This window comes from Helicobacter pylori Shi112, from assembly GCF_000277405.1.
Taxonomy (GTDB): Bacteria; Campylobacterota; Campylobacteria; order Campylobacterales; family Helicobacteraceae; genus Helicobacter; species Helicobacter pylori_C.
This window is the reverse complement of record NC_017741.1, coordinates 320,407-345,696: the sequence shown is the minus strand read 5'-3', so window position 1 is coordinate 345,696 and position 25,290 is coordinate 320,407. Positions and strand designations below refer to the sequence as shown.

The window sequence follows — 25,290 nt, the reverse complement described above, 5'->3', positions numbered from 1 at the left end:
CTCTCCTTTAAATCAAAGCGCATTTTTTCCAAACAAACGCCAAAAAAACAAAGCGCACACCAGCACAAACAATTCCTTAAACAGCCATTCGCTTTGAGCGTGCGAACGGGCAAATTCAGCACTTTGGAGCGCGACTTCGCCCGCTTTTTGAGCGTTTAAAATATAAGGCGTGTAATAAAAAACAAAGAGGAAACACAACGCCCCTATCGCCACGCCAAGGATCAAATACACTAACGATCTTTTATAATAAATAAAAGAAATGATTTCATAAAGCAACACTACAAAACCGATCGCGCCTAAAATATAATTGAAACGCACAAAGATTTGTGCCATGAGTTTCCCGCTCTCAAATGGAGTTAGATTCAATTCAGGTAAAATGCTTGAAGCTTTGAAAACAATGGGCGCAACTATCGCTCCTAGAATGATCAAAGAGCCACCCAAAATACCTAAAAGAAGCAAATACACCCCTAAACCAAATTTTTTCATCTTCCACCTTTTTTAAGATTTTTGCAACAAATGGTTACAATCCTTAAACTGCCACACTTGAACTAAAGGCATAAAAAATTCTAACAAGGCTTGAATGTCAGTGATCCTGTCTCTTAATCCGATAAACGCTTCAATCTTCACGCCTTTTTCTAATAGAAATCTAATTGTAGAATCACTATACTTGTAATTCAATAAAAATTCTAATTCTTCTAAAGAACCCTCTCTTTTAAAACGCTCCAATTTAGCGCTCAAGCCCACTTCTTGATAAAAGTTATCCATGTAGCTTTGCGGGTCTTTTTGAAACGAAGAAAGTTGCAAGCGTTTGAACGCCAAACTCTTATGCGCTAACATGCAAGGCGAAAACAATAACAAAGAATTGATACGGCGCTGTTGTAAGATCTCATTATAAGCGTATTCTATCGCCTTAATCGCCCCTATAGAAAAGCCTGACACATCATAAGCCCCTTTTAAAAGCCACTTTTCAAACAAAACGCTTTCATCAGTGAACCCAAAACCACTAAAAAAACGCATTTTCACCCGTTCAATAAATCATACAAATTAGAATGTTCTAAATATTCTTGCTCCAATAATAGAACGCTCAAGCGCTTGCAAGCTGCAATTTGCGGCTTTAAAAACTCCAGTTGCTCTTCATAAAGAACGCTTAAAGACTCTTTTGTAGGGGCTAAAAGAAGCTCACTAGCCATAAATTCATTCAAAAATTTCGCTTTTTGCAAGTCTTGTTTAGACAGGCTATAACGCTCCTTATAGAGCAGCTCTAAAATAATCGTCCCGCTCAAATACACTTTAATGTAATTTTTAATCTCGCTCTCGCTATGGATTTTATTTTCATTAAAAGCGATAAATTCCCCCAATAAAGGCGCTTTATCAAATTCAATTTCTAGCCAATACGCGCTCAAGGCTTTCGCGCTTTGATACAAAGCGACTAATTCTTTTTGGTTTTCGTCTAAGGTTTGGGGCTTTTTCTTGCCATAAGCGATCTTGTCTTTCACTTCTAAAATGTCGCTCTCAGTGATTTCAATTCGTTGGTGTTTTAGGGCGTTTAAAGCGCTTTCATTGATTAAAGTCGCTAACATCGCCCCGCTAAAACCCACGCAAATTTTAGCGATCTTAAGATAATTGAGCGCATGCTTTTTATTTTCTAAAAGCTTTTCTAAAATGCTTTGTCTTTCTGACAAATCCGGTAAAGAAATGAAAATGCGCCGATCAAAACGCTTGCTCCTTAATAGCGCTTCATCCATCACCTCCATTTGGTTAGTCGCTCCTATCACCACCACCTCATCGTTTTGCAAAAACCCATCCATTTCGGTTAAAAGCTGGTTGAGCGTGGCCTCTCTTTCATCGCTCCTATGCCCTCCCCTAGCCTTACCCAAAGCGTCAATTTCATCAATAAAAATAATAGAGGGGGCATGCCTTTTAGCGTGCATGAAAAGTTCATGCACTTTTTTAGCCCCAGCCCCCACATAAATTTGAGAAAACGCGCTCCCGCTTTCATAAAAAAACGGCACTCTGGCTTCACTCGCTAAGGCTTTAGCGATCATGGTTTTCCCCACTCCAGGAGGCCCGATTAACAGCACGCCTTTAGGGAGAAAAATCCCTAAATCCTGGTATTTTTTAGGGTTTTTTAAATAATCTATCACTTCTAATAATTCTTCTTTAACTTCATCCACCCCTGCAATATCTTCAAAACGCACCCCTAACGCATCGTATCGCTGGAATGCATTTTCTAATTCGTTTTTGTGCACGCTTTCTAAATTCATTTTAGTATCCAATCGTTTAGGCAAGCACCAAAAGATCCCAAAAAGCATGCTAGAAATGAAAAAAAGCAACGCTAAAAAGATTTTAGAAACCTTGTTTAAATTTTCTCGTTTTTCTATGGGCATGCTTTCTGGGATTTTATAGGCTCTCAAAAAGGCTTCTTTGTTGGTTTTATAAAGACCCTTGTTAGCATAAAAATAATTTTCATCTTCTGTTAGAGTTTGCTTAGGGTGAGATTGGATCACATAAAAAAAGTCCTTACTGGATATGAGCCTAGAAACATCGCTCAAAACTAAAAAAAGAAGCAAGCAAAAAGTAAGGATCAAAAACCCTAACGCCAAAACAAGCGAGCGGTTTTTGATGCGTTTAAAGGGAGCGGTGAGGTTTTCTAAATTTTTAGAAAACGGCATGATTTTCCCTCTCCTTAATTTCATAATCCCTAATTTCTAAAAAACTAGCCCTTAAAGGCTTATCGCTTTTGATTTTAATGGGGTTGAAGAATTGATCTAAGGCTTTAAATTCGCCGTCTTTTTGCACTTCCACTAAAGCTTTTAGGGGCGTATTGAGCTTGAGTTGCAATTGCCTAAACGCCTTATTTTTATGTGAAATCAAATCTTTAATCGCATTCAAACGCTTTTTAGAATCTTCCAAGATCACGCTATCAGTCATCAAGCTAGAGGGGGTGTCTTTCCGTTTGCTGTAAATAAAAGGGTGGATGTGCGTTAAGGGCAAGCTTTCTAAATTTTTAAACGCTTCTTCAAAAACGCTTCCGCTCTCGCCCGGATGCCCTACAATAAAATCCGTGCCGATAGCAAAATTCTTAGAAGCGATTATTTCCAATAATTCCCTATCGCTTTTTATTCGGTTTCTTCTGTTCATCTTTTCTAGCATGAAATCATGGCTGTGCTGTAAAGCGATATGCAAATGTTTTTCTAAAAAATCCTCTTCTAAAAGCTCTAAAAATTCATCGTTGATTTGATTAGGCTCTAAGCTCCCAATCCTGATGCGTTTTAACCCAGCAATCTGGCTTAATTTTTTAATCAATCTTGCGATATTACTCCCTCTATCTTTCCCATAGCTCCCCACATTGGTGCCGGTTAAAACCACTTCTTGAACCCCTTTAGAGCATAAAAGGCCCACTTGCTCTAAAATTTTCCTCTCTTCAAAACTCCTAGCCCTCCCTCTCACGCTTGGGATAATGCAATAATTGCAATCAAAATCACAGCCTTCTTGGATCTTGATAAACGCCCTAGTTTTTCCCACAAACTCGCTCACCATCGTGGTGTCTAAGTGCTTGTTTTCTAAATTGTCGTCTATAAAAAAACGCTTTTTTTCTTGTAAAAGCGCGTTAATCTTTTCTTTATTGTCATGCCCAAAAACGCCCTTTAAAAACCCTTTTTCAAAAAGCTCCTTGCCTTGAGTTTTCACCCCACAGCCAGTAAATAGCACTTCCTTATTTAATCGCGCCATTTTTTTAGCGTAACTCCTTACTGCGCTATCGGCCCCATTGGTTACGGTGCAAGAATTGATGATAATAATATCAGCTTCTTGTTCTTCTAAGGTCGCGCTAAAATCCTTCAAATTCTCGCCCATCACTTGCGTGTCAAAAAGATTCGTCCTGCACCCAAAAGTTTTGAAATAGACTTTTTTCATTTTTGTTCCCTTTTATTCCCAAAGCCATCGCCTTCAGTATCCACTTTAAGCAGCTTGCTGGTCGTATAAGCGATATGGATATTTTCTTCTTTCAAAAAAGCTTCAACAATTTCAGCCACAATCTTGCTCCTTAAAGACAAGGTCGCATACGAATTGGTTTGATACCACACCGAGATCTTTATCCCGTTACTTTCAGGCATCAAAAAGCACCGAGGCTTCACGCTCAAACTCCTTAAAGAATACCGGTCGCGCATTTTATTGAGCTGTTTATAAGTAATATCCGTGTATTCTTTAGACAATTCTGTAGCGATATTGAGTGCAATTTTAGAAGCTTTTTTAAAATCAGAATCAAATGTAACGCAAAAATCCACCCCATCCCAAACCGTTTTCATCCCAAAATGGCTGTAATTAGCGAACATGGTGGTGAAAATGTAATTATTAGGCACAAAAATAATCCGGCCCGCTCTCCTGTTGTTCGTATAAGTGGTAAAGGTTACATCTTCTAAAATCGTAATGTGCAGCATAGAAATATCCAACACATCGCCAATAAAAATATCCGTCCCCTTAGCGATACGCACCCTATCGCCCACATGCACGCTCCCCCCAATCAAAATAATAAACCACCCGAGCAAGCTCATGAACAAATCTTTCATCGCAATCGCTAAGCCAGCGCTCGCAAAGCCTAAAACCGTAACCAAGTAAGTAACATTTTCTAAATACGAAAAAAGAAAGATTAAAATGATCACGCTCACATTCACGAAGTTAATGGCTTTATTCACGGTATAGACGCGCTCATTATTTTCAATGTATTTACTGGAAATGATTTTTAAAATCCAAGCAAACACCACGCTCAAAAGGGCTGCTAAAAACACATAAACCAATTTAAAAAGCTGGTTTTTAACTTGAGATTTGACAATGCTTATAGCCTCATCGCTGTCTTTTTGGAAAATCCCAATCGTAGTTTTTAGAATGTTTTGAGCCCCTTGCAATTCTAAGCGTTTGGCTTGAGTTTGATAAATCTCATCGCTTAATTTCGCGTTTTTATCCAAAGCGTGCCACTGATTTAAAAGCTGGTGTTTTTGATCTAAAAGCCTTAAAACTTCTTCTAAAGCAGTCTGGTTATTTTTAAGACTTTCATGCTTTAAACGCATGCTTTTAATGAAAGAAATGCCATCAATGATCGCAATAGGGTTAGCGATATTAGGGATATTGGGGATATTAGGGCGCTCTATCAAGTCCTTAAAAGGATTGACCCCATAGCTTTCAAACATTTTTTGCTGGGACTCTAAAGCCTTTAAGGTGTGCTCTAAGGTGCTAATCTTTAATAGATCCTTGCTTTTTTTATTTTTTAAACGCCTTAATTCCTGCCTCACGCTCTCTTTTTCGGTATAAATTTGATTGTAGATCTTATAGTTTTCAAATTTTTTCAACCACACATTATCGTCTTTGGCGAGTTTTTTATCCACCAAAGCCATTTGTTTTTGTATGGACAATAGCTCTTGGCTTTTATCTTCTGCTTGTAAAAACAAAAAACAAAAGAATAATAATACCCTTAATGCCATTTTTCTAACACCTTTATGATCGTTTCTTTAGGGATATGAGAGGCAATTTCAAACGCTCCAACGCCTTTGGGCAGAATGAATTTGATTGTCTTATCCTCGCTTTTTTTGTCTAAAAACAAGCGTTCGTAAAATTTTTGAATATCTGTGATTTTGTAATTAAATATCAAATCAAATTTTTTCAATAAATCTTCTATGCGTTCGTATTCTTTTAGAGTGAGCATGCCTAAAGAAAGAGCTAAATCATTGGCCATACGCATGCCAATAGCGATCGCTTCGCCATGCAAAAATCGCTCATAATCAGTCTCTTTTTCTATCGCATGCCCAAAGGTATGCCCGTAATTGAGCCCAGCCCTGATATTTTGCTCTTTTTCATCTTGCGTAACGATTTGAGCTTTGATACTAACACTTTGAAAAACCACTTCTTCTAAGCAATCTTTTAAATCCTTTGTTTCTAATATTTCTACCAGGTTTTTATCAAAACACACCGCCATTTTAATGATTTCAGCAACCCCTGCTTGAAATTCCCTTTTTTCAAGGGTTTTTAAAAAAGCCAGATCAATATAAACCGCTTTAGGCTGGTAAAACGATCCGATTAAATTCTTGCCATAAGGCGTATTGATCCCTGTTTTCCCCCCCACGCTCGCATCCACTTGAGCGAGTAAGGTCGTAGGGATATTAATAAAATCAATCCCCCTAAAATAAATACTGCTCGCAAACCCCACCATATCGCTTATCACTCCCCCACCAAGGGCTATCATTAAAGAATGGCGGTTTAATTGCATTTCAAAGGCGCTGTTTAAAATGCGCTCTAATGAATTAAAATTCTTGTATTTTTCTCCGGACTCTATCACGCACACTCTCACTTCTAAGGCTTTCAAGCGCTTTAATAAATACGATAAGTGCAACCCAGCCACGATGCTATCGCTAATGATGAGCGCTTTTTGTTTCAATTCAATTTCAGGCAGTTCCCCCAAAAACACTTTATAGCTTTTTTCTTTTAAAGGGATTAAAATTTCTTGCATCCTTTCACTCCGCTATGGGGATAAAAATTTGAGGGTTATCGTCGTTTAAAAACGCTAATTTTTCCACTTTAGTGGATAAAAACCACCAAAAGCGCGTGTGCGTGATACACTCTTCAAAAGGCATGAAATGCAAAATGGGTTTTCTTAAAGAATTGAGATACATGATAGGATTTCTAATATCGGTTTGAAAAATCTCAATCTTGCGGTTGAGCGCGTTGGCTAAATTTTCATAATGATTGACAATCTCGTTTTTATAGCGCTTGTTAGGGTCAAAATCATAGAGCAACAAGCCCAAATCCATTTGCATAGACACATCAAAGATCACTGAAGACATGTCCTCATTAATATCCAAGCTTTCATTCAATACCACCACGCTTTGAGAGGTTTTAGACAAGCCGGAAGCGTTGGTTTTATAAACCGGGGTGGCTGTTTTATACAAGGCTTTTCGGTGTTTTTTAGATAAAAAAAGCTCTCTGCCTACCACAATCAAACCCATTTTTTTCTGGTGGTCTTCATGGAGTTTTTGGATAAAACTTTTCCCATAAAAATCAAAATTCACTTCAATGCTTTCGGTTTCTAGCGATAAAAATTTATGATAAAACTTAGGGCTAGTGGGGTGTAAAACCTGGATATAGAGCTTGTAGCTCTTTAAATGTTTGTGCAAAAACAAGGCTTGATACACATCGCGCATCATCGCTTTTCGGCTCTGTAAGCGCATATCAATGTATAAATAAATGCTCTTACCAAAGGGGGCTGGGAACTGCCCCACATTGCTTTTAACCTGGAGATACACTGCATTTAAAATTTCCGGATTGCCTGCCACTAAGAGAATATCTCGCGGCTGGATAACCAAAGATTTAGTGGAGAGCAACAAAACATCGTTGCGATAAAGCCCTACAATCCTGTATTCTTTTTGCCTGATAGAGCCAATATGCCTGTAAGCAAAAATACTCCCAAAAGGCACATCAATCTCCATGATCTCGCCCTTGCCTAACCCAAACTCTCTGGGGGTGCTAGGGATATTAGGCAAACGAGAAATGAATTTATTGGCTAAAACTTCAAACTCATCAATTAGAATAAGCTTTTCATCTTTATTTTCTTCATTATTTTCTAAAGTTTTTTCACCATCTCTTTTCACGCCCAAAACCACGCGCATGCGTTTGAAATGGGTTTGAATGATTTTGTGAATGATGCGCTGTTCTTTAAAATCTTGTATGATTAAAAACGCATCGCTCACCTCATCGTTTAACACTTGCAAAAGCCTGAAACTAGAAGTCGCATCAAAACAGTGAAAAGCGAAAGTGCTTGGGTAATTTTTAGGGATAAGGCTCTCATTTTTGACAACCACTATATAAAAATTATGATTAGAATAATGCCTTAGCACCAAGTCTAAAAAATTTTTCGCTACAATGCCATCTAAAATAAGGGCGATTTTTTTCAATTCCAAACTTCCTAAAAAATGATTACGCCATTATATCCAAGATTAAGGCTTAAACGATGGATTTTCAACTCCAAGCGATGGACAATAACGCACGAGCTGGTCTTTTAAATTTAGCCCATTCTCAAGTGGCAACGCCTGTTTTTATGCCAGTAGGCACGCAAGGTTGTATCAAATCTTTAGACGCTACTGACATGCAAGATATTTTAGGCACTAAACTCATTTTAGCCAACACCTATCACATGTATTTAAGGCCGGGCGAAAAGGTCGTTGAGAAATTAGGGGGCTTGCATCGTTTCACTCAATTTCATGGGAGTTTTTTAACCGATAGTGGAGGGTTTCAAGCCTTTAGTTTGAGCGATAATGTCAAATTGCAAGAAGACGGGATTGTTTTTAAATCCCATATTGATGGGAGTAAGCATTTATTCACGCCCGCTAAAGTTTTGGACATTCAATATTCTCTAAATAGCGATATTATGATGGTTTTAGACGATTTAGTGGGCTTGCCCGCTCCCTTAAAACGCCTTGAAGAATCCATTAAAAGAAGCGCTAAATGGGCGAATCTTAGCCTAGAATACCACAAGCAAAAAAACCGCCCCAACAACAACCTTTTTGCCATTATCCAAGGTGGGACGCATTTGAAAATGCGAAGCCTTAGCGTGGGATTAACGCATGAGGGTTTTGATGGCTACGCTATAGGCGGTTTAGCGGTGGGGGAAAGCGCAGATGAAATGCTAGAAACCATCGCGCACACCGCCCCCTTGCTCCCCAAAGACAAGCCTCGCTACTTAATGGGTGTAGGCACGCCTGAAAACATTTTAGACGCTATCGGTTTAGGGGTGGATATGTTTGATTGCGTGATGCCCACCAGAAACGCCAGAAACGCCACCCTTTTCACGCATTCTGGCAAGATTTCTATCAAAAACGCGCCCTATAAATTGGATGATACGCCTATTGAAGAAAATTGCACCTGTTATACTTGCAAACGCTATTCTAAAGCCTATTTGCACCATTTGTTTAGAGCTAAAGAACTCACTTACGCTCGTTTAGCTAGCTTGCACAATTTGCATTTTTATTTAGAGCTGGTTAAAAACGCCAGAAACGCCATTTTAGAAAAGCGGTTTTTGAGTTTTAAAAAAGAGTTTTTGGAGAAATACCACTCCCGCTCTCATTGAATGAGTTTTTCTCAAATAAGACTTTAGTTTTTAATTTTTAATTAAAACAAAACCCTATCTTTGATAAATCTCAGGGTGGGTGCTTTTAAAACGCCTGTGGAACCAAAAATAACTTTCCGGATGCTTTCTAATCACTTCTTCGCACAAACTCGCTTGGGCTTGCGTGCATTCTAAAATATCGTTCTCAGCGTTATCGGTGATTTTAGAGCGCATACTCGGGTAATAAGTCGCTGTGTAATGCGAATAATCGTCATTAAAATCAATAAATACCGGCTGAATGTCTATATTGTAACGGCGCGATAAAACAGAAGCGATCGTGGTGTGCGTAGCGTCTTTATTGAAGAATTTCACCACCACCCCATCTTTAGGCGCAACATTTTGATCCACTAAAATCCCCACAAGGCCATTGCCTTGATTATACATTTTAATGAGTTCTTTCATCGCTCCCATTTTATTGACAAAACGCACCCCAAACGCCTCTCGCCTGCTCATGATCATGTGATTGATGGGGGCGAATTTAGTCAAACGCCCCAAACACCCCCTACCATAGTCCTTATAGTATTGCGCTAAAGTCGTGCCTACCGCTTCCCAATAGCCAAAATGCATGCATAAAGTGATCGCTTGGCCTTCCTTGTTTAAAGACTTCCACACATTTTCTTCATTGATGAGCGTGAAACGAGCGTCGTATTCATCTTTAGGGATAAAGATCACTCTAATGGTTTCTAAAAGAATGAAAGCAAAATTTTCATAACCCTTTTTAATAATCTTTTTTTTCTCTTCTTCGCTTTTAGAATCCCCAAACACAAAATCCAAATTGGCTTTAGCGTCAAAATAACGGCGCTTATCAAAAGTTTTCATGAGCCACGCCACAGCTTTGATGCACCTTAAAAACCATAAATGAGGCATTTTAGCTAAAATAAACCCCAAAATATTCACTAAAGATTCCACGATAAAAATACTCAAAATGCGCAGTTCTGTTCTAAAACCCTTGTCGCCTTGGTTTAATATTTTTTCGTGTATGAGTCGTTCTTTATAAGTCATTCTTTTTCCTTTAAAAGGTTTAAAACGCATTCTTTAATTTTTTTAGGCTCTATGTTTTGGATAGAAAAATCCTTTTTATGGTAGTTGGCGTTTGAATTACCGGTGAGCGAAACATTGATCGGGCTTTCTAATTTAAAACGCTCCATGGGCGTGTTGCCATAAAGGGTGATGCTGGGCTTTTGCAACGCCCATGCTAAATGCGTAATACCCGTATCGCCCCCAATGATCAAATCCATTTTAAAGAGCAACGCCTTAACTTCGTTTAAAGTGAGTTTAGGGAGCAATAACACATCGCGCTGGTTTTTTAAAGCGCCATAAAGCGCATTAGCCTTATCTTCACTAGCATGCCATAACAAGCAAATTTGAAAATTTTCTAACGCTAACGCCAGCTCTTTAAAACGCTCTATGGGGTAGGTTTTATTGAGTTTAGAAGTTTCTAAAACAAAAAGGATTTTTAGCTTGTTTTTATTCAAATTTAACGCATCAATTTTTGGAGAATCTTGGTAAGAAAACACTTTAGATCGAGAGCTTAAGCCCTCTGAAATTTCTTTTTTAGGCAAGTTTAGGGCATGAGAAAGGAGCGTGAAATTGCGCTTTAAAACAGGCTCATTATAAGCGATAGAAACTTTTTGCGAGTAAAAAAACGCGCTCAAACCCTCCCTAGCCGAAGCGCAATCAAAGCCGACTTTTTTAGGGGCTTTTAACATTTGAGTGATAAGAGCGGATTTGATCAAACCTTGCATGTCAATGACTATATCGTATTCATAAGCCCTTAAAGATTTAAAAAGTTTGAAAATCTTCAAAGGGTTAAAGGTTGTGAGCGCACTTTTTAAAGCGATGGGGTGTAATTTATCAATATAAGGGGAATGCTCTAAAATCGCGCCAAATCTCTCATCCACGAACCATTCTATTTGAGCGTTAGTAAAACACTCTTTAATCAGCGCTAAAAACACCGCGCTCACGATAATATCCCCAAGCGCTGAAAGCCTGACAATCGCTATCTTCAAGCAAACTCTATCATCAAAGCAATGGGCTTAACGAGTTTAGGGAGCATCTCTTTAGCCAAGTAAAGCGCATCATTAGAATGGATCACAAGCTTGTTTTTTTCTAGCGTGTATTTTAGATGATGGCTGTCTGTCAGGCACAGATTTTCGGCTAAAGAAAGGATAAAACTCAGCCATTGTAAGGTTAAAAGGCTTGGCATCATCGCGCTCATGTGAGCGATAGCGTTGTCTTTAGGGATTTTTTTATGGCTGAATTGCGCCAATAAGCAAATGATCGCTCTATCTTGGTGGCTAAAGCCATAACTCAAAGCGTTTAAAATAAAATACGCGCTGTGCTTGTGGGCTAAATAGACGCTCAAAATCTTACCCATGCTCGCTAATTCCCCCGCAATCTTTAAATGGAAAAGGTATTTTTCATCTATTTTATGCAAAGGCGATAAGGCTTCAAACAATTTCACGCATTCTTTTTTGACCTTTTGGCTGTGCTTTTCATGGGGTAAAAAGCGATCTTTTAAAGAGATCAGAGAGGGGTTGATATTGGGGGGGAATTTGTGGTAGTGGTGGCGCAATAAATCGCTTAAAAACACGCCTTCTCTCACCCCTACGCCGCTGGTGATCATCAAAGAAGTTTTTAAATGCTCCAAAACGACTAATAAAATCAACGCCCCGCTCCTGATACTATCCAAACGCTCTTCATTCACCCCTAAAAGCCGTAATTGATCTTCTTTGAGCGTAACAATCTTTTCAATGAACGCTAAATTTTTATGTGCATCTATTTCATAACCATGCAAAGAATCAATAGGGTAATCAAAGCGTTTCATCAATACCTTACTCAACGCCCTAATCGTCCCCCCCACCCCAAAGGCGTTTTTATGCTTAAAGGGCAGTTTAGAAACCTCTTTTTGGATAAAGGCTTTAGCGGTTTTGACATCTAAATCTTTGTCTAAAAACATTTCTTTAATGCGAATCGTGCCAACATCAAGCGAGATGAGATCCTTAATCTTGCCTTTTTCAATCAACGCGCACTCCGTGCTACCCCCTCCAATATCTATCGTGATCCCTGAATTTTTATGCAACAAATTCGCGCACGCGATCCCGCCATAGAGCGCTTCTTTTTGCCCGTCAATGATTTTGATTTGCAAACCGCAAGCCTTTTTCACCCTCGCTACAAACTCCAGCCGATTAGGGGCATCGCGCACCGCTGAGGTCGCCACGCATAAGATTTTTTTGCTTTTGTATTTAAGGGCGATTTCTTTAAATTCGCTCAAGGCTTTAATGGCTCTTTGCATGGGGATTTCTTGCAAAACCCCATCAAACGCATAGCAACCCTCTGAAATCCTAACCCTAGATTTGGTTTCAAAAAGCAAGTAAAACCCAAACTGGCTCGTCTTTTTAAAGATAGCCAAACGCACCGAATTAGATCCTATATCAATCACGGTTGTGATTTTAGCCATTGCTAGCCTTTAATCTTGCTCTTTTAAGCTTTCGTATTTGTATTTCAATTCCTCTTTGCTCTCTGCATTGTTAGGATCCGGTAAAATCGCATCTACAGGGCATACGCTCACGCAACGAGGTTCATCATCATCATACCCATAACACTCTGTGCATCTGTCTGGATCAATATTATAAATGGGATCGCCCTCTTCAATCGCCTCACTAGGGCATTCTTCTCTGCAAGCATCGCACGCAATGCATTCATCATTCACCAATAATGACATGACTAACTCCTTTTAAAAAGTTTGAATACGATTTTTACTCTAAATTAGCTTAAAATTCAATCTAAAAAAACTATTTTTTTTTGATTTTGAGAATGGGGGACTTTTTCTAGCACGCCTAAAACCCCTAAATCTTTTAAATGGGTATAGTCTGGCTTGTGGGTTTCTACAAACACGCTTAAGCCCAAACGCCAAGCAAATTCTGCCATGCCCTTTAAATCTTCTTTCAAAAGCTCTTCGTCTAAAATGACCCCATCAGAGCCTTGAACAAGCGATTCTAAAAGCTGGTAATGGCTGATGAAAAGATCCTGATGGACAATCAAAGAGCTCGCATGGCGGCGCAATAACCCTAAAACTTCTAAATCAAACACGCTTGGCGCGCCTATTTCGTATAATCCTTTGAAATTGACAATGACGCAATCGGTGCGGGTGTTTTCTTCCAAAAGCTTTCCTAAAACCTCATCAGGGGTTACAAAAACACAATCTTTGGTTTTAGAAATAATTCTAGGCAAGTAAGGGTTATACGACAGGCTTTTACCCAGCATTTCATAAGAAAGCATGCCCTCTTTTAAGGCTAAGCTTTTTTGTAAATTTTCTAAAATCCCTATTTCTTGCATTCTTGAATGATTTTATTGTGCTCTTTTAGTTCGGGTTCGGCTTGAATAAACTCTTTAGCGATGCTAGAAAAGATTTTTTTAGCCTCCAAACAATTCCCTAATTTGTAATAACCCCATGCTAAAGAATCCAAATAAAGCACTGAGCCAGAATCCAACGCTAAGGCTTTCCTCACAAAATCCATGCCCCTTTTAATATCTAAGTCATAGTCTATTAAGGAATACCCTAAGAAATTATAAAAGAAAGCGTCTTGCGCGTCTTCTTTGTCTTTAGTTTTAGCGAGGATTTGCTGGCGCTCTTTGGTGGCTTTTTCTAATTTTTGAATGATAGGCAGCATCTCTTGTTTGGTGAGTTTTTTATTTTTTGTGCTCAAGCTCTCATAATGATAAATAGCCTCTAATCCTAAGAATTTAGGGTCTTTTTTTTCTTGATAGATCAAAGAAGCCTGTTTGGAAGCTTGAGCGAATTTTTTTTGTGCGGTGTATAAGTCTAACAACAAACGCCTGTCAAAAGGGAATAATTCTGCGATTTGCTGGGCCTTATCAAACTCTTTTAACAAGATTAATACCCCTATGTAAAATTGGGCGTTTTGAACAATAGGGTTTTTTTCATACAAACGAGCAAAAGTCGTTTTAGCCAAATCAAGCTCGTTAAATTGCGTGAAAGTGTTGAGCGCTTTTTGGCACAATTGCTCTGAGCAACCATACCTGTCTATATGAGATTGCAACAAATCCAAGCCCTCTTTTTTACGATTTTGCAAAAAATAGATCGTAATGAGTTTTTCTAGGCTGTCTTCATCATGCACTGCATTATAAAACTTACTCAACAGCGGGAAAGCCTTATCCAAACGCTTTTGAGTCAAATACAAAGTCCCTAACACATTGTCTGTGGCTATGGTCTTTTCTTCTTTACGGATTTTGTGCAACAATTCAATCGCCTTATCAATCTGTCCCATTTGCACATAGCCATCCACTAAAATCTTATTGATAGAAACATCATTACGATTATTGGTGATTTTTTGATAGAGCATGGCTAAATGCATAGCGGTTTTAATATCCCCTAAACTCGCCGCTGAAATGGCCGCTTCTTTAGCATACACCACCTTATTGGTTTGCTTATAGAGATTCATATAGCCTTTTTGAGCGCTAGCAAAATCCCCTCTGTGGAAAGCGTCTGAGCTCAATAGGATTTGATGATCTTCTGAAAGGGTTTCAGCCTTAAGGCAAAACAGGCTAAAAAGCAATAAACTTGCTAAAAATCTTTTCTTTATTTGAATACCCATTATTTTATTTCCTTTTTTTGTATCACTGAAGTGAATTTTAGCGCACTTTAGTTTCTTTGGTTTTTTGTGTAATGCCCGGACAGCTTTGACAAAAAGCTTCTTTTTGCTCTTTAGAGAAAGTTTTCACGCTCTCCCAAAAAGGAAAAGTTTGGCATTGTTTAGGGCGCATGCTATAAATCTGGCATTTTTTGGTTTCTAAATCCAAAAACACGCACGCCAAACCCAACTCTTTAGCGTCTTTTTCTAATAAAGAGAACTTATACCCTACCTTTTTAACATATTTTTGACTGAATTCTTCTAATTCTAATTTTAAAAAAGCGCTAATTTTTTGCATTTCTTGGATATTTAAAAAAATATACCCGCTTTCCCCCACGCAACACTTTGCCCCACAACCCTCGCATGCCTTATGATTAAAACTGAAATCAAAATCTTGCATTAAACTACCCCTAATCCTATTGGAGATCAATACTCACGCTAAATTGCACCAACAACCCTTCATCATCTTTAGAGATTTTTAAGGGCAATTGGCTTTGAGCGCTCGGTAAATACTTGTTGATTAAGGTGAAAAAAAGGTAGGTCTTTTCTAATTCGCTCGCTCTGGCCATGATAAAAAATTGGGTTTTTTGAAAGGGTTTTTGAGAGAGCAAGGGTTTGATTTTATAGGCATCAAAACATTTTTTTAAAATCTTTTCTAAAATCCGCCTAGACTCTTCATCGTTAAAGATCTTTAATAAGGATTCGCCTGTTTCTTTTTGATTGCGGTAATTGGTTAGAGCTGTTTCAAAATGCCTTTGCGCGTATTCTAAAACGCTTTTTTTACGATTTTCTTCTAAAAGGATTTTTTTCAATTCCAGCATGCTAGGCCATAGAAAATACTCGGTATTCAACCAACCAAATAAGGAAAAAACCCCTAAAAAAACGAGGTTTTTAATGATAAACCCCACATCGCCTGATTGCTCTCTGTCTAGGTGTGAAAAATGCAATGGCTTCATTTAATAGACTCCGGGTTTTTTATCAGTAAGGAATTAGAAAAGTTGGTGGAAACAAAATTAAACCACCCGTCGCTTAAGGGGAAAAATTCCGCCCTAGAATAATCAAACATGGGGTTTAGTTTGTTTTGAAACAAAAAATAAAAGGCTTCTTTAGAAGGGGTTTTACCACTAACCACCACGCTTTGCTGGTCTATTTCAATGCTATTAATGGTAATGAGATCCGGCACAATATTCAAAAGCCCTTGCAAAACATCTCGTATATCATCATTGTAATTCAAACGCTTTTTGGCTTCTTTAATGAGTTTTAAGGTTTCATCAGTCTTAACCTGCAAGCGGCTGATTTCATGGCGATAGAGCCTTTCTTGGATCGTCAAATCAGACGCATTGTTTTGAGTGTTTTTAATGGCGTTATGCATAAACCACACTAACCCCCCTATTACCACAAAAGATAAAAAAATGTAAAAAACCCAAATTTTGGAAAGCTTGCTAATAAGGTATTTCGCTCTTGGCTCGATGTAGCTAAAACGCATAATTTTCATTCTCCATGCGCGCTAAAATATTCAAGCGCTCCACTAAAGAAAAATCAAGCCTATCCACTTCTATCATCAAAGTTTCTTGCAAATGCATTAACGCTTTTTGGTGGATTTGACAGCTGTCTAAAACAACCACTTTTTCTACAAAGTCTATATCCCTAGAATGATAGACGCTGCGCAATCCCTCTTGCAAGGCGTTTGCAATCAAAGGGATATTTGTCATGCCTTCAATCAAACTATAAGCGTCCTCATTTTTTTCGCTATTATCCTTACTGCTATCTAGACCTATCGCTTCTTCAAGGCTGTCAATATCTTCTTGGATTTCACTCAAAAACAAATTCACAGCCTCATTATCCATCTCCATAGAATCCTCCTCCTTGCTCTCTATAAACTCTTCAGGTTGCTCTTCTAAAAACACGGATTTGGCTAAAAAAATCTCTTTTTTATCCGCAATCAAAAAATAAAATCTTGAACGCTCCAAAAGCAAATACAACAACGGCTTTTCTTCTAAATGATCGCGCACAAAATCATAAATAAGGCTAAAAGGCGAAAACAAAAAATCCACATCCTGGATTTTAAAACGCTTGAAATCCTTTAAAAAATCCTTAGATTCCACATAAACGCAATACTTTTGATTGACTTCGCAAGCCTGATAATCTTGATTTTCTCGTTTGATTTGTTCAAACGCCTGCTTTTCGCATAAAACCTCTTTAGCTTTACTCATCGCGCTAAAATAAGTGTAGGGGTATTTTTGGCTATAAGTTCTGGCGATTTTTAAGGCTTGAATGGGGACTTCACCGCTTTTAATCTCCACTTTAGTTTCAAAAGTTTTAAAAAATTTCTCTTTAATGCGATGGTTTTTAACCCTTAAAATTTGAGCGGATAAAAGATTGTGATCCACATTAAAAGAGATATACACTTGAGAGCAAAACCTCTCTTTAAGCGCTTTTTTTAACCCTTTAAGCACCCAAACCCCTTTGAGATTCTCCAAATCCAACAGAATCCATGCGTGTCTTTAAATATTCTTTAGCTTTTGAAAGCTCCCATTCTTTAGGGATAATCACAGATTCTAGCATGTAATAATGCACTTCGCTAAAAGGCTTAGGGATTTCAAATTGATCCCAAGTGTTCAATCGCCATGCGTTTCTACAAACCACCCGACAAGCGCTAATCCCCACGCCTGATTTTTGAGCCAAAGCGATCACCCCATCCGCTATGCTGTGTCGTGGGCCTTTGGGACCATCAGGAGTGATAGCGACATCGCAACCTTCTTTCAAACGCTTAAGCCCTTCTATCAAAACCTTAACCCCCCCTTTTTTGCTAGAACCTCTAATGTTTTTAAAACCAAAGCTTTCAAACAAACCCGTCGCAATAGAGCCGTCAAAATGCTGGCTTGCGATCACATAAACAGAAGGTTTTTGAAGCCTTAAATACGCAAACCCGATCATGCCAAGCTCCCCATGCCAACAGCTTACAATAAAGGGTTTTTCTTTTAAATTTTGAGCTAAAAAATAGCGGTTTTTACAAGTTTTATGCAACAACCAAAGGACTCCAAACGCCAAGCGTGGGACAACCCTTAAAACGATATTTTTCCTGAAAAATTTTAAGCTCAATTCTCGCCTTTAAACCCACTTTTTCATTGGTTATTTTTATTAGTTGCCTTTAGCGGTCGCTATCAAGCGCCCTTTGGAATGAGAAACAATCTCCACTCTTACAAGCTCGCCCGGATTTCTTTTTTCTTTACACGCTACTTCAATGAATTTCCCCGTATCGCTGCGCCCTTCAAAACCCACGATTTGATTGTCAATTTCACGCCTGTTTTCCACCAACACCACATGCACTTTACCCACTTCTAGCTTGGCTTTTTCTTCTAAAATTTCTTTATGCCTGTTTTGCAACCTCTCCAACCTTGAAGATGAAACCTCTAATGGCACTCTTTCCTTCCAAGCTCCCGCTTCAGTGAAAGGGCGTGGGGAATAAATGAAACTATAGAGCGTGTCAAAGCGCACTTTTTCTAGCACTTCCATCGTGTCTTCAAAATCCTTATCGCTCTCATTAGGGAAGCCTACGATAATGTCCGTGCTAATGCCCACTTCAGGCACTAAAGCCTTTAACCTCTCCACCCTATTTAAAAACCACTCCTTACTATAACCCCTTCGCATCATCTTTAACACCGCGCTAGATCCGCTCTGTAAGGGCATATGGATACTCTTGCACACTTTAGGGTTTTTGGCAAAGCGCTCTAAAAATGCATCATTCATGTGCAAGGGGTGAGGCGAAGTGAATCGTATCCTTTCAATCCCCTGGATTTCGCTCAATTTATCCAACAAATCGCTAAAATCCACTTTCGCATGCTCGCTACTGAAACGCGCGCCGTAATTATTCACATTCTGCCCTAAAAGCATCAGCTCTTTAGTGCCATTACTCGCCAATTTCTCAGCTTCTTTTAAAATCAAATCCATAGGGATAGAAATTTCTTTCCCCCTAGTGTGCGGGACAATGCAATAAGCGCATTTCTTATCGCAACCTATAGAGATATTTAGTAACGATCTGATTTGAGCCTTTTTTTCAAAAAATTCAAACGCATACGCGCTTTCATCATAATCAATCGCCACTTCAACCGCTTTTTCTTTATGGATCACTTGAGAGATTTTAGACACATTCCTAGCCCCTAACACAAAGCTCACGCTCGGGGCTTTTTTCAAAATATCCGCTCCCATGTGGCTTGCGGTGCAACCGCAAACCCCGATTTTGGCATTGGGTTTTTTGATTTTAGCGAATTGACCGATTTCTGAAAACAATTTCCGCTCAGGCTTTTCGCGCACGCTGCAAGTGTTGATTAAAATCAAATCCGCTGCTTTAGGGTCGCTAGTTTCTTTATAGTCTAGTTTGGAGAGCTCGCTCAATAAATGCTCGCTATCCCTAGAGTTCATAGCGCAACCCATTGTTTCAATATAAACTTTCAATACAAGCCTTTAAATAATGTGCAATTCATAAAGAAAATCTTTTTCATCGCTGCTGACCCTCACCTCATCTAAATAAGCCGTATGGCCTTTTTCTTTGAAAAAATCCACCGCTTTGAGCATGTCTTTGTGGGCGTTTGTGGGGGCAAAATAGAAAATAGAACGCTTGTCTTCACTAAATTTGTGATACAAATCCTCTAATTCCACGCTCTTAGCGTCTGATTTTCTTGTATTCTTGGCTAAAACTAATTTCATTGACTCTTTCCTTGAATTGATTTAGATTTCTCATTTTAACGCATTCTGTCTTTAAAACAAATTAGATCACCCTTTTCCCCCCTAAAAACAAGCGCTCCACTTCTTTAGCATGCAATAAGAATTGCAAAACCGCTTGCTCTTTAACGAATTTTTCACCAAAATTAAACACACTCAAATCCGCCATCTTATTGGCTTCTATCTCGCCATTATTTAAAGCTAAAGCTTTAGCCCCATGCCTAGTCGCTCCTAAAAGAGCGATCTTAGCTAATTTTAATAATGGCATGTTATGGGTGAGCAAGAACGCCCTTAATTCGTCTAAAAGGCTTAGCGAAATGTTAGAGCTCAAGCCATCAGTGGCCACGCTCACGCTCAAACCGGCCTCTTTGGTTCTTTCTAAATCCAACGCTTGCCCGCTCAATAGGCGGTTAGAAAAGGGGCATGTGATTAAAAAAGCGTTTTTGACTTGAGATTTAATCCTTTTTAGCATCTCCAAAGAAGCGAACTGGTTATGCACGAATAAAGTGTGCGTGTCTTCAAACATGTCAATGTAATCGTTCGCGCCCTTATAGAGCGATTTGAAATGAGACTCCTTTAAAAAATGCTGGTAAAAATTTTCAAACCACCCTTTAGAATTTTCCACCCATTCTAATTCTTCAAACGATTCTAAAAAATGCGTAGAAAGCAGGCTTTGTGAATCTTTGGCTAATTGGATCACGCTTAAAGCCATGTCTTTTTGAACCGAATAAGGGGCATGCACAGCGAGAGCGGCTTTAAGTTTTTTGTCTTCTAAATCTTTTAACTCTTTGAATTTTGCCTCAAACGCTTTCAGTTTTTCTAAAGAATAGCTACTCCCTAAAAACTCTAAAAATACGACAGCGTTCAAAGGGCTTTTTTTTAATAAATTAACTTCTATCAGGTGGTTAGAAATCGCTCCCACGCTCCCTACCCCGCTTTTTAATTGCGCGCTGATAGCGTTTTGAATAGCCCCTTGGCAATTTTCTAAAATCGCCCCCCCATTGTTTAACACGCTCCCTAACCAGCCAGAAAAACTCCCGTAATCAAAACTCGCCTTGTTGTTGGAAAATTCAAAATGGGTGTGCGCGTTGATAAAAGCGGGCAACAGAACGGAATTTTCAAAAAACTGCGCCTTTAAGTGGGGGTATTTAAGCGTTAAACTTTTATAATCGCCTATTTCAACAATCTTTTCATCAAAGACCACGCCATAATCTTCTAACACTTCGCATTTTTCATTGCATAAAAAAACTAAAGACGCTCCTATGATTTCTTGCATGCATTCTCCTTAATCAATGTGGTTTGCCCTTTTAAGATCATTCTTTGAACTTCACCATATAATTCTAAACCATAAAAGGGCGAATTTTTATTATTAACTCTTGTTTGGGCGTTCAAATCCACAATCATGAGATTAGCTAATTGATTTTCTTTAACCTCGCCTGCATTGAGTTTTAAAAATCTCGCTTGATTAGTCGCCATGACTTTAATGAGCTGTTGGAAGCTGATAACCTTTTTTTGAACTAAAAAAGTATAAGCCACGCTAAAAGCGTTCTCTATGCTCTCACACCCAAAAGCGCTTTCTTCAAAAAGCTCTGCGTTAGAATTTTTAAAAACATGGAGGCTTGTGAGCATAGTAATTTCATCATTCTTTAGGGTCTCTTTTAGGGCGTTTTGGCTTTCTTTATCCCTTAAAGGAGGGGCGATTTTAAATCTGGGCTCATAATCTTCATACACGCTCTCATCTAAGATTAAATGGCTTAAGGGCGTTTGGGCTTGCAGGTGCGCCCCTAAATTGTTAAAGGCTTTGATGAGTTTGAGCGTGGCGGCGCTACTCACTTTATCTAAAAGCATAGGGATTTGTAACGCTCTAGAAACTTCCATAAAACGCACCAAACGCGTGTTTTCAAACGCATTTTCTACAAAATTTTGCCCCAATTCATAGGCTAATGCCCCGCTATTTAGGGCTTCAAAAGAATTTTCTAAAGAGATTAAAAGAGGCAAATTGTAGGATTTGGCGTAATGGCTGATGAGTTCTAAAAAAGCGTCAGATTGCACGATTAAAATTTCCCCTCCTTTGTTTTTAAGCGTAGCGATGTCGGCTAGTTGGTTGTTTCTAATCGCCATAATATTTTTAATGCCGCTTTGATCGCAATTAAAAACATTGAGTAACCCTACCCCCCCTTTAAAAGCCTTTTGTTTTAAATTTTCATAACCCTCCAAACCAGTAACGCTCAAATCAATGAAGCTTGGCAGCACGAATAAATTCGCGCACTCAATTACTTCTTCATTTTTAATAGGGCTTAAGTTTTCTTTAATCTCTGCAATGAGAGAATCTTTTAAGCGAATATCCGCTCTTTTTAAAACCTCACCATCATAAAACGAAGCGTTTTTTAACAGCATCAAACCCTCCTATTTTTGCAAGAAATTCGTCAAGCTTTCCATAGAGTTGGTTACAATCAATATCCCCATTAAAATAAGCACCAACCCTGAAACAATTTCAATCGCGCGGTTGTATTTCTTTAAGGATTTTAAAAATAAAAGCGCTCTTTCTAGCATTAAAGCCACCAATAAAAAAGGGATCGCCAAGCCCACCACAAACACCACCATAAGCATTAAGCCATAAGCGTCCTTACTCGCGCTCATGATCACTATAGAAGTGAATATCGGCCCGATGCATGGCGTCCAGCCTAAAGCGAAACTCATGCCTAAAAGAAAAGGGTAAAAGCGCTGCATGCTGTTAGATTTGCTCGCTAAACGAAAGCTTTGGGTTTTATATAAAAATGCAAAACGAAACACGCCTAAAAAATGCAAACCAAAAAGGATCACAATCCCTCCGGCGATATAATTCACCCAGGAAAACGAAAAGCTATGGATAAGCTTGGCCATAGACATGCCCACGCCCAAAAACACGAGCGAAAACCCCACCACAAACATCAAGGATTTTAAAAAAACCGAAACCCTTTTAGCCTTACCATCTTTAATATCCTCTAAAGAAATTTGAGAAATATAAGACATATACGCTGGGATTAAAGGCAACACGCAAGGGCTTAAAAAAGTTAAAATCCCAGCTAAAAGCGAAGTTAAAAGAGGCGCTGTCTCAAATAAATTGATAAGCGTGTTATCAAACATCATTCAATCCTTTTTTAAAAATAACCATTTCTTATCTTTTTTAGGATAGCAAAACCTCACTTAATCTTAGGCACAATTTCGTTATTTTCTACCACAAACGCCACGCTGTCATTCTCTTTAATTTTATCCTCTAAAATGAGTTCAGCGAGCTTGTCTTCTACCATTTCATAGAGCGCGCGCTTCAAGGGTCTAGCGCCATAGAATCTGTCAAATCCCGCTTTGGCGATCAATTCTTTTGCTTCTTCGTCTAGGGTTATATTAATGCCTCTTTCAAGCGCTTTTTTTTGAATGTTTTCAAAGAGAATCCCCACGATATTAGCGACAGCATGGCTATCTAGGGCGTTAAAGGAGATGATTTCATCTAAGCGGTTTAAAAATTCCGGCTTGAAGAATTGCCTCAAACTCTCTTTGATCGCTTTTTGTTTATCGGCTTCACTCAAATTTTCTTCTAAAAGCGCGCCGCTAGCCACATTGCTGGTTAAAATCAAAATCGTGTTTTTGAAATCCACCCTCACGCCCTTACTATCGGTTAAATGCCCTTCATCTAAAACCTGCAACAAGAGATTAAACACATCCGGATGGGCTTTTTCCACTTCATCTAACAGCACCACGCTATAGGGTTTTCTGCGCACCGCTTCGGTCAATTGCCCGCCTTCTTCATAGCCCACATACCCAGGAGCGGCCCCAATAAGACGGCTTATGGCATGTTTTTCCATGTATTCGCTCATGTCAATTCTTATAAGATTTTTATCGCTATCAAACAAGAATTGCGCCAAAGCTTTAGCGCTCTCGGTTTTACCCACGCCCGTTGGCCCTAAAAAGAGAAAACTCCCTATGGGTTTATTGCTATCGCTAAGCCCGGCCTTATTCCTTTTAATCGCTTTAGCGATCGCTTTGATCGCTTTTTCTTGCCCCACCACTCTTTTTTGCAATTCGCTTTCAATGTTTAAAACCCTATTTTTTTCGCTCTGGAGCATTTTTTGGACCGGGATATGCGTCCATTGGCTCACGATCTCAGCGATGTTGTTTTCGGTTAAAGCGTTTTGCAATAACGCCCCGTTTTGTTGCATCGCTTCCCATTTGTGCTGCAATTCTTCTTCTTTCTTTTTATTTTCAGGGATTTTAGAGTATTCAATTTCACCCGCTTGCTGGTAATCCCCATTGCGCTTAAACCTCTCAGCCTCTTTTTTCAAGCTTTCCGTTTCCATTTTCAAGCGTGAAATTTCTCTAAACACTTCTTTTTCGTTTTCAAATTGCGCTTCTAATTGGATTTTTTCTTCTTTCAAATCGCTCAATTCTTTAAGGATTTCTTGCATGCGTTTGGCATTGCTCTCTTTTTTTTCCATTTCAAGGGCTTGTTTTTCCATTTCCAATCTTTGAATGGAGCGCTTAACGCTAGAGAGTTTTGCCGGCTCGGATTCCATTTGCATTTTTAATTGAGCCGCCCCCTCATCAATCAAATCAATCGCTTTATCGGGTAAAAACCTATCGGTGATATAACGGCTAGAGAGTTTGGCGCTCGCTATGAGCGCGGAGTCATTGATGGTGATATTATGGTGCGTTTCTAAAGTTTCTTTTAACCCTCTTAAAATCTGTAAGGCTTCATTGATGCTAGGCTCATTGAGTAAAATGGGTTGGAAACGCCTTTGTAGTGCCATGTCTTTTTCAAAATACTTGCGGTATTCTTTCAAAGTGGTCGCTCCAATCGTGTGCAATTCCCCCCTAGCGAGCGCGGGTTTTAAGATATTAGCCGCATCCATGCCCCCCTCACTAGCTCCAGCCCCTACGATCGTGTGGATTTCATCAATGAATAAAATCACATTCGCGCTTTTTTTAACTTCTTCAATCACCTTTTTCAAACGCTCTTCAAACTCGCCTCTGTATTTGGCTCCAGCCACCAATAAGCTTAAATCTAAAGCGACGACTCGTTTGTTTAAAAGCGTTTTAGGCACTTCCTTATTCACAATGCGTTGGGCTAAACCCTCCACAACCGCCGTTTTCCCCACTCCAGGCTCACCTAGTAAAATAGGGTTATTTTTTGTTTTTCTTATCAAAATTTGCATCATGCGAATGATTTCTTCATCCCTCCCAATCACCGGATCGAGCTTATTTTCTAAGGCTTTTTGCGTCAAATCAATGCCAAATTTTTCCAAACTTTCCAAATTAGAATCATCGTTTTTACTTTGGATAGTCGCGCCTTTTCTCAAAGATTCTAAAGTTTTTTGCAATTGCTTAGTGTCTAAATAAGGTTTTAGAACGCTTTCAAAAAGGCTCATGTTCGCCAAAAGATACACATCTGTAGCGATAAAAGAGTCGCCCGTTTTAGCCATCAAGCCTTGAGCGTTTTCTAAACTTTGGATTAAAGCTTGGTTTAATTGGATGTTTTGCTTGTTGATTTGTGAAACTTTAGCAAACTTATCCAACTCGCTTTGAACGCTAAGCCTTAAGGCTTGAATATCCACAGACATTTTTTGTAAGGCTTGAATGAGGATGCCTTGGGAGTTATTGAGCATGACAAAAAGCATGTGCAAGGGCGTTACCTCAGCGTTTTTATGGTGTAAAGCTAGAGCGAGCGCGCTGTCTAAAGTTTCATGCAATTGGTCAGTCATTTTTTCAAATAAATTCATTATCAATCCT

25 protein-coding genes are annotated in these 25,290 nt (G+C 38.9%); 1 reads left to right on the top strand and 24 read right to left on the bottom strand.

The window, feature by feature from the left end:
• Positions 1 to 12 precede the first annotated feature (12 nt).
• From HPSH112_RS01690 to HPSH112_RS01660, 7 genes are read right to left on the bottom strand one after another with little or no spacing between them, the layout of a single operon-like run.
• Entirely contained in the window at positions 13 to 486 is a 474-nt protein-coding gene (locus HPSH112_RS01690) for a DUF4149 domain-containing protein (protein ID WP_000713306.1), read from the bottom strand.
• A 12-nt stretch (positions 487 to 498) separates the two neighbouring features.
• A complete protein-coding gene (bioV, locus tag HPSH112_RS01685; protein WP_001210556.1) occupies positions 499 to 1,017 on the bottom strand; it encodes a pimelyl-ACP methyl ester esterase BioV in 519 nt (172 codons plus the stop codon).
• 2 nt (positions 1,018 to 1,019) lie between these two features.
• Positions 1,020 to 2,672, bottom strand: coding sequence for an AAA family ATPase (locus HPSH112_RS01680; protein ID WP_001116733.1), 1,653 nt, complete (start codon positions 2,670 to 2,672; stop codon positions 1,020 to 1,022).
• Entirely contained in the window at positions 2,659 to 3,915 is a 1,257-nt protein-coding gene (gene mtaB / locus HPSH112_RS01675; RefSeq protein ID WP_000758470.1) for a tRNA (N(6)-L-threonylcarbamoyladenosine(37)-C(2))-methylthiotransferase MtaB, read from the bottom strand. Before mtaB ends, HPSH112_RS01680 begins: the two co-directional genes overlap by 14 nt.
• The gene (locus HPSH112_RS01670; protein ID WP_001218172.1) at positions 3,912 to 5,477 is read right to left on the bottom strand and encodes a mechanosensitive ion channel family protein; all 1,566 of its coding nucleotides are present in this window, start codon (positions 5,475 to 5,477) and stop codon (positions 3,912 to 3,914) included. The genes mtaB and HPSH112_RS01670 overlap by 4 nt, the downstream gene beginning before the upstream one ends.
• Positions 5,468 to 6,499 carry a 3-dehydroquinate synthase gene (gene aroB, locus HPSH112_RS01665; RefSeq protein WP_001156103.1) on the bottom strand — a complete coding sequence of 344 codons (1,032 nt, stop codon included), beginning with the start codon at positions 6,497 to 6,499 and terminating at the stop codon, positions 5,468 to 5,470. The genes HPSH112_RS01670 and aroB overlap by 10 nt, the downstream gene beginning before the upstream one ends.
• 4 nt (positions 6,500 to 6,503) lie before the next feature.
• Positions 6,504 to 7,940, bottom strand: a complete 1,437-nt coding sequence (locus tag HPSH112_RS01660; RefSeq protein ID WP_000717258.1) for a COG3400 family protein — start codon at positions 7,938 to 7,940, stop codon at positions 6,504 to 6,506.
• Between the two features lie 56 nt (positions 7,941 to 7,996).
• Here HPSH112_RS01660 and tgt point away from each other — a divergent pair, with 56 nt between their 5' ends.
• Positions 7,997 to 9,112: a tRNA guanosine(34) transglycosylase Tgt gene (gene tgt, locus HPSH112_RS01655; RefSeq protein ID WP_000347359.1), complete on the top strand. Its 1,116-nt coding sequence runs from the start codon at positions 7,997 to 7,999 to the stop codon at positions 9,110 to 9,112.
• Between the two features lie 54 nt (positions 9,113 to 9,166).
• On the opposite strand, the gene HPSH112_RS01650 is transcribed toward tgt, so the two are convergent.
• The 17 genes from HPSH112_RS01650 to HPSH112_RS01570 form a co-directional block, all read right to left on the bottom strand.
• Complete coding sequence (locus HPSH112_RS01650; RefSeq protein WP_000221276.1) at positions 9,167 to 10,153, bottom strand: lipid A biosynthesis lauroyl acyltransferase; 987 nt, start codon at positions 10,151 to 10,153, stop codon at positions 9,167 to 9,169.
• Complete coding sequence (waaC, locus tag HPSH112_RS01645) at positions 10,150 to 11,160, bottom strand: lipopolysaccharide heptosyltransferase I (protein WP_000684655.1); 1,011 nt, start codon at positions 11,158 to 11,160, stop codon at positions 10,150 to 10,152. The genes HPSH112_RS01650 and waaC overlap by 4 nt, the downstream gene beginning before the upstream one ends.
• Positions 11,157 to 12,611 (bottom strand): Ppx/GppA family phosphatase, encoded by a 1,455-nt coding sequence (locus HPSH112_RS01640; RefSeq protein WP_001074200.1) that lies wholly within the window; start codon positions 12,609 to 12,611, stop codon positions 11,157 to 11,159. The genes waaC and HPSH112_RS01640 overlap by 4 nt, the downstream gene beginning before the upstream one ends.
• Before the next feature lie 9 nt (positions 12,612 to 12,620).
• The gene (locus HPSH112_RS01635; RefSeq protein WP_000055463.1) at positions 12,621 to 12,875 is read right to left on the bottom strand and encodes a YfhL family 4Fe-4S dicluster ferredoxin; all 255 of its coding nucleotides are present in this window, start codon (positions 12,873 to 12,875) and stop codon (positions 12,621 to 12,623) included.
• Between the two features lie 56 nt (positions 12,876 to 12,931).
• The gene (locus tag HPSH112_RS01630) at positions 12,932 to 13,489 is read right to left on the bottom strand and encodes a beta/alpha barrel domain-containing protein (protein WP_001155707.1); all 558 of its coding nucleotides are present in this window, start codon (positions 13,487 to 13,489) and stop codon (positions 12,932 to 12,934) included.
• The gene (locus tag HPSH112_RS01625) at positions 13,477 to 14,769 is read right to left on the bottom strand and encodes a tetratricopeptide repeat protein (protein WP_000512686.1); all 1,293 of its coding nucleotides are present in this window, start codon (positions 14,767 to 14,769) and stop codon (positions 13,477 to 13,479) included. Before HPSH112_RS01625 ends, HPSH112_RS01630 begins: the two co-directional genes overlap by 13 nt.
• 37 nt (positions 14,770 to 14,806) lie before the next feature.
• Positions 14,807 to 15,205, bottom strand: coding sequence for a YkgJ family cysteine cluster protein (locus HPSH112_RS01620; protein ID WP_001150503.1), 399 nt, complete (start codon positions 15,203 to 15,205; stop codon positions 14,807 to 14,809).
• A gap of 16 nt (positions 15,206 to 15,221) precedes the next feature.
• Entirely contained in the window at positions 15,222 to 15,761 is a 540-nt protein-coding gene (locus HPSH112_RS01615) for a hypothetical protein (protein WP_000803109.1), read from the bottom strand.
• Positions 15,758 to 16,291, bottom strand: a complete 534-nt coding sequence (locus tag HPSH112_RS01610; protein ID WP_001212809.1) for a hypothetical protein — start codon at positions 16,289 to 16,291, stop codon at positions 15,758 to 15,760. Before HPSH112_RS01610 ends, HPSH112_RS01615 begins: the two co-directional genes overlap by 4 nt.
• Positions 16,281 to 17,261 carry a hypothetical protein gene (locus HPSH112_RS01605; protein WP_000911945.1) on the bottom strand — a complete coding sequence of 327 codons (981 nt, stop codon included), beginning with the start codon at positions 17,259 to 17,261 and terminating at the stop codon, positions 16,281 to 16,283. The genes HPSH112_RS01610 and HPSH112_RS01605 overlap by 11 nt, the downstream gene beginning before the upstream one ends.
• The gene (locus tag HPSH112_RS01600) at positions 17,254 to 17,907 is read right to left on the bottom strand and encodes a lysophospholipid acyltransferase family protein (RefSeq protein ID WP_000053558.1); all 654 of its coding nucleotides are present in this window, start codon (positions 17,905 to 17,907) and stop codon (positions 17,254 to 17,256) included. The genes HPSH112_RS01605 and HPSH112_RS01600 overlap by 8 nt, the downstream gene beginning before the upstream one ends.
• Positions 17,908 to 17,946: 39 nt before the next feature.
• Positions 17,947 to 19,260 (bottom strand): tRNA (N6-isopentenyl adenosine(37)-C2)-methylthiotransferase MiaB, encoded by a 1,314-nt coding sequence (gene miaB / locus HPSH112_RS01595; RefSeq protein WP_000870197.1) that lies wholly within the window; start codon positions 19,258 to 19,260, stop codon positions 17,947 to 17,949.
• Positions 19,261 to 19,269: 9 nt separating this feature from the next.
• Positions 19,270 to 19,512, bottom strand: a complete 243-nt coding sequence (locus HPSH112_RS01590) for a nuclease (RefSeq protein ID WP_000780041.1) — start codon at positions 19,510 to 19,512, stop codon at positions 19,270 to 19,272.
• 61 nt (positions 19,513 to 19,573) lie between these two features.
• Positions 19,574 to 20,803 (bottom strand): aminofutalosine deaminase family hydrolase, encoded by a 1,230-nt coding sequence (gene mqnF / locus HPSH112_RS01585; RefSeq protein ID WP_001155840.1) that lies wholly within the window; start codon positions 20,801 to 20,803, stop codon positions 19,574 to 19,576.
• Positions 20,788 to 21,924 carry an amidohydrolase family protein gene (locus HPSH112_RS01580; protein ID WP_000924936.1) on the bottom strand — a complete coding sequence of 379 codons (1,137 nt, stop codon included), beginning with the start codon at positions 21,922 to 21,924 and terminating at the stop codon, positions 20,788 to 20,790. The genes mqnF and HPSH112_RS01580 overlap by 16 nt, the downstream gene beginning before the upstream one ends.
• A 9-nt stretch (positions 21,925 to 21,933) precedes the next feature.
• Positions 21,934 to 22,653, bottom strand: a complete 720-nt coding sequence (locus tag HPSH112_RS01575) for a cytochrome c biogenesis protein CcdA (protein ID WP_014662203.1) — start codon at positions 22,651 to 22,653, stop codon at positions 21,934 to 21,936.
• A gap of 56 nt (positions 22,654 to 22,709) precedes the next feature.
• Positions 22,710 to 25,280, bottom strand: a complete 2,571-nt coding sequence (locus HPSH112_RS01570) for an ATP-dependent Clp protease ATP-binding subunit (RefSeq protein WP_001048002.1) — start codon at positions 25,278 to 25,280, stop codon at positions 22,710 to 22,712.
• Between the last annotated feature and the right edge of the window lie 10 nt (positions 25,281 to 25,290).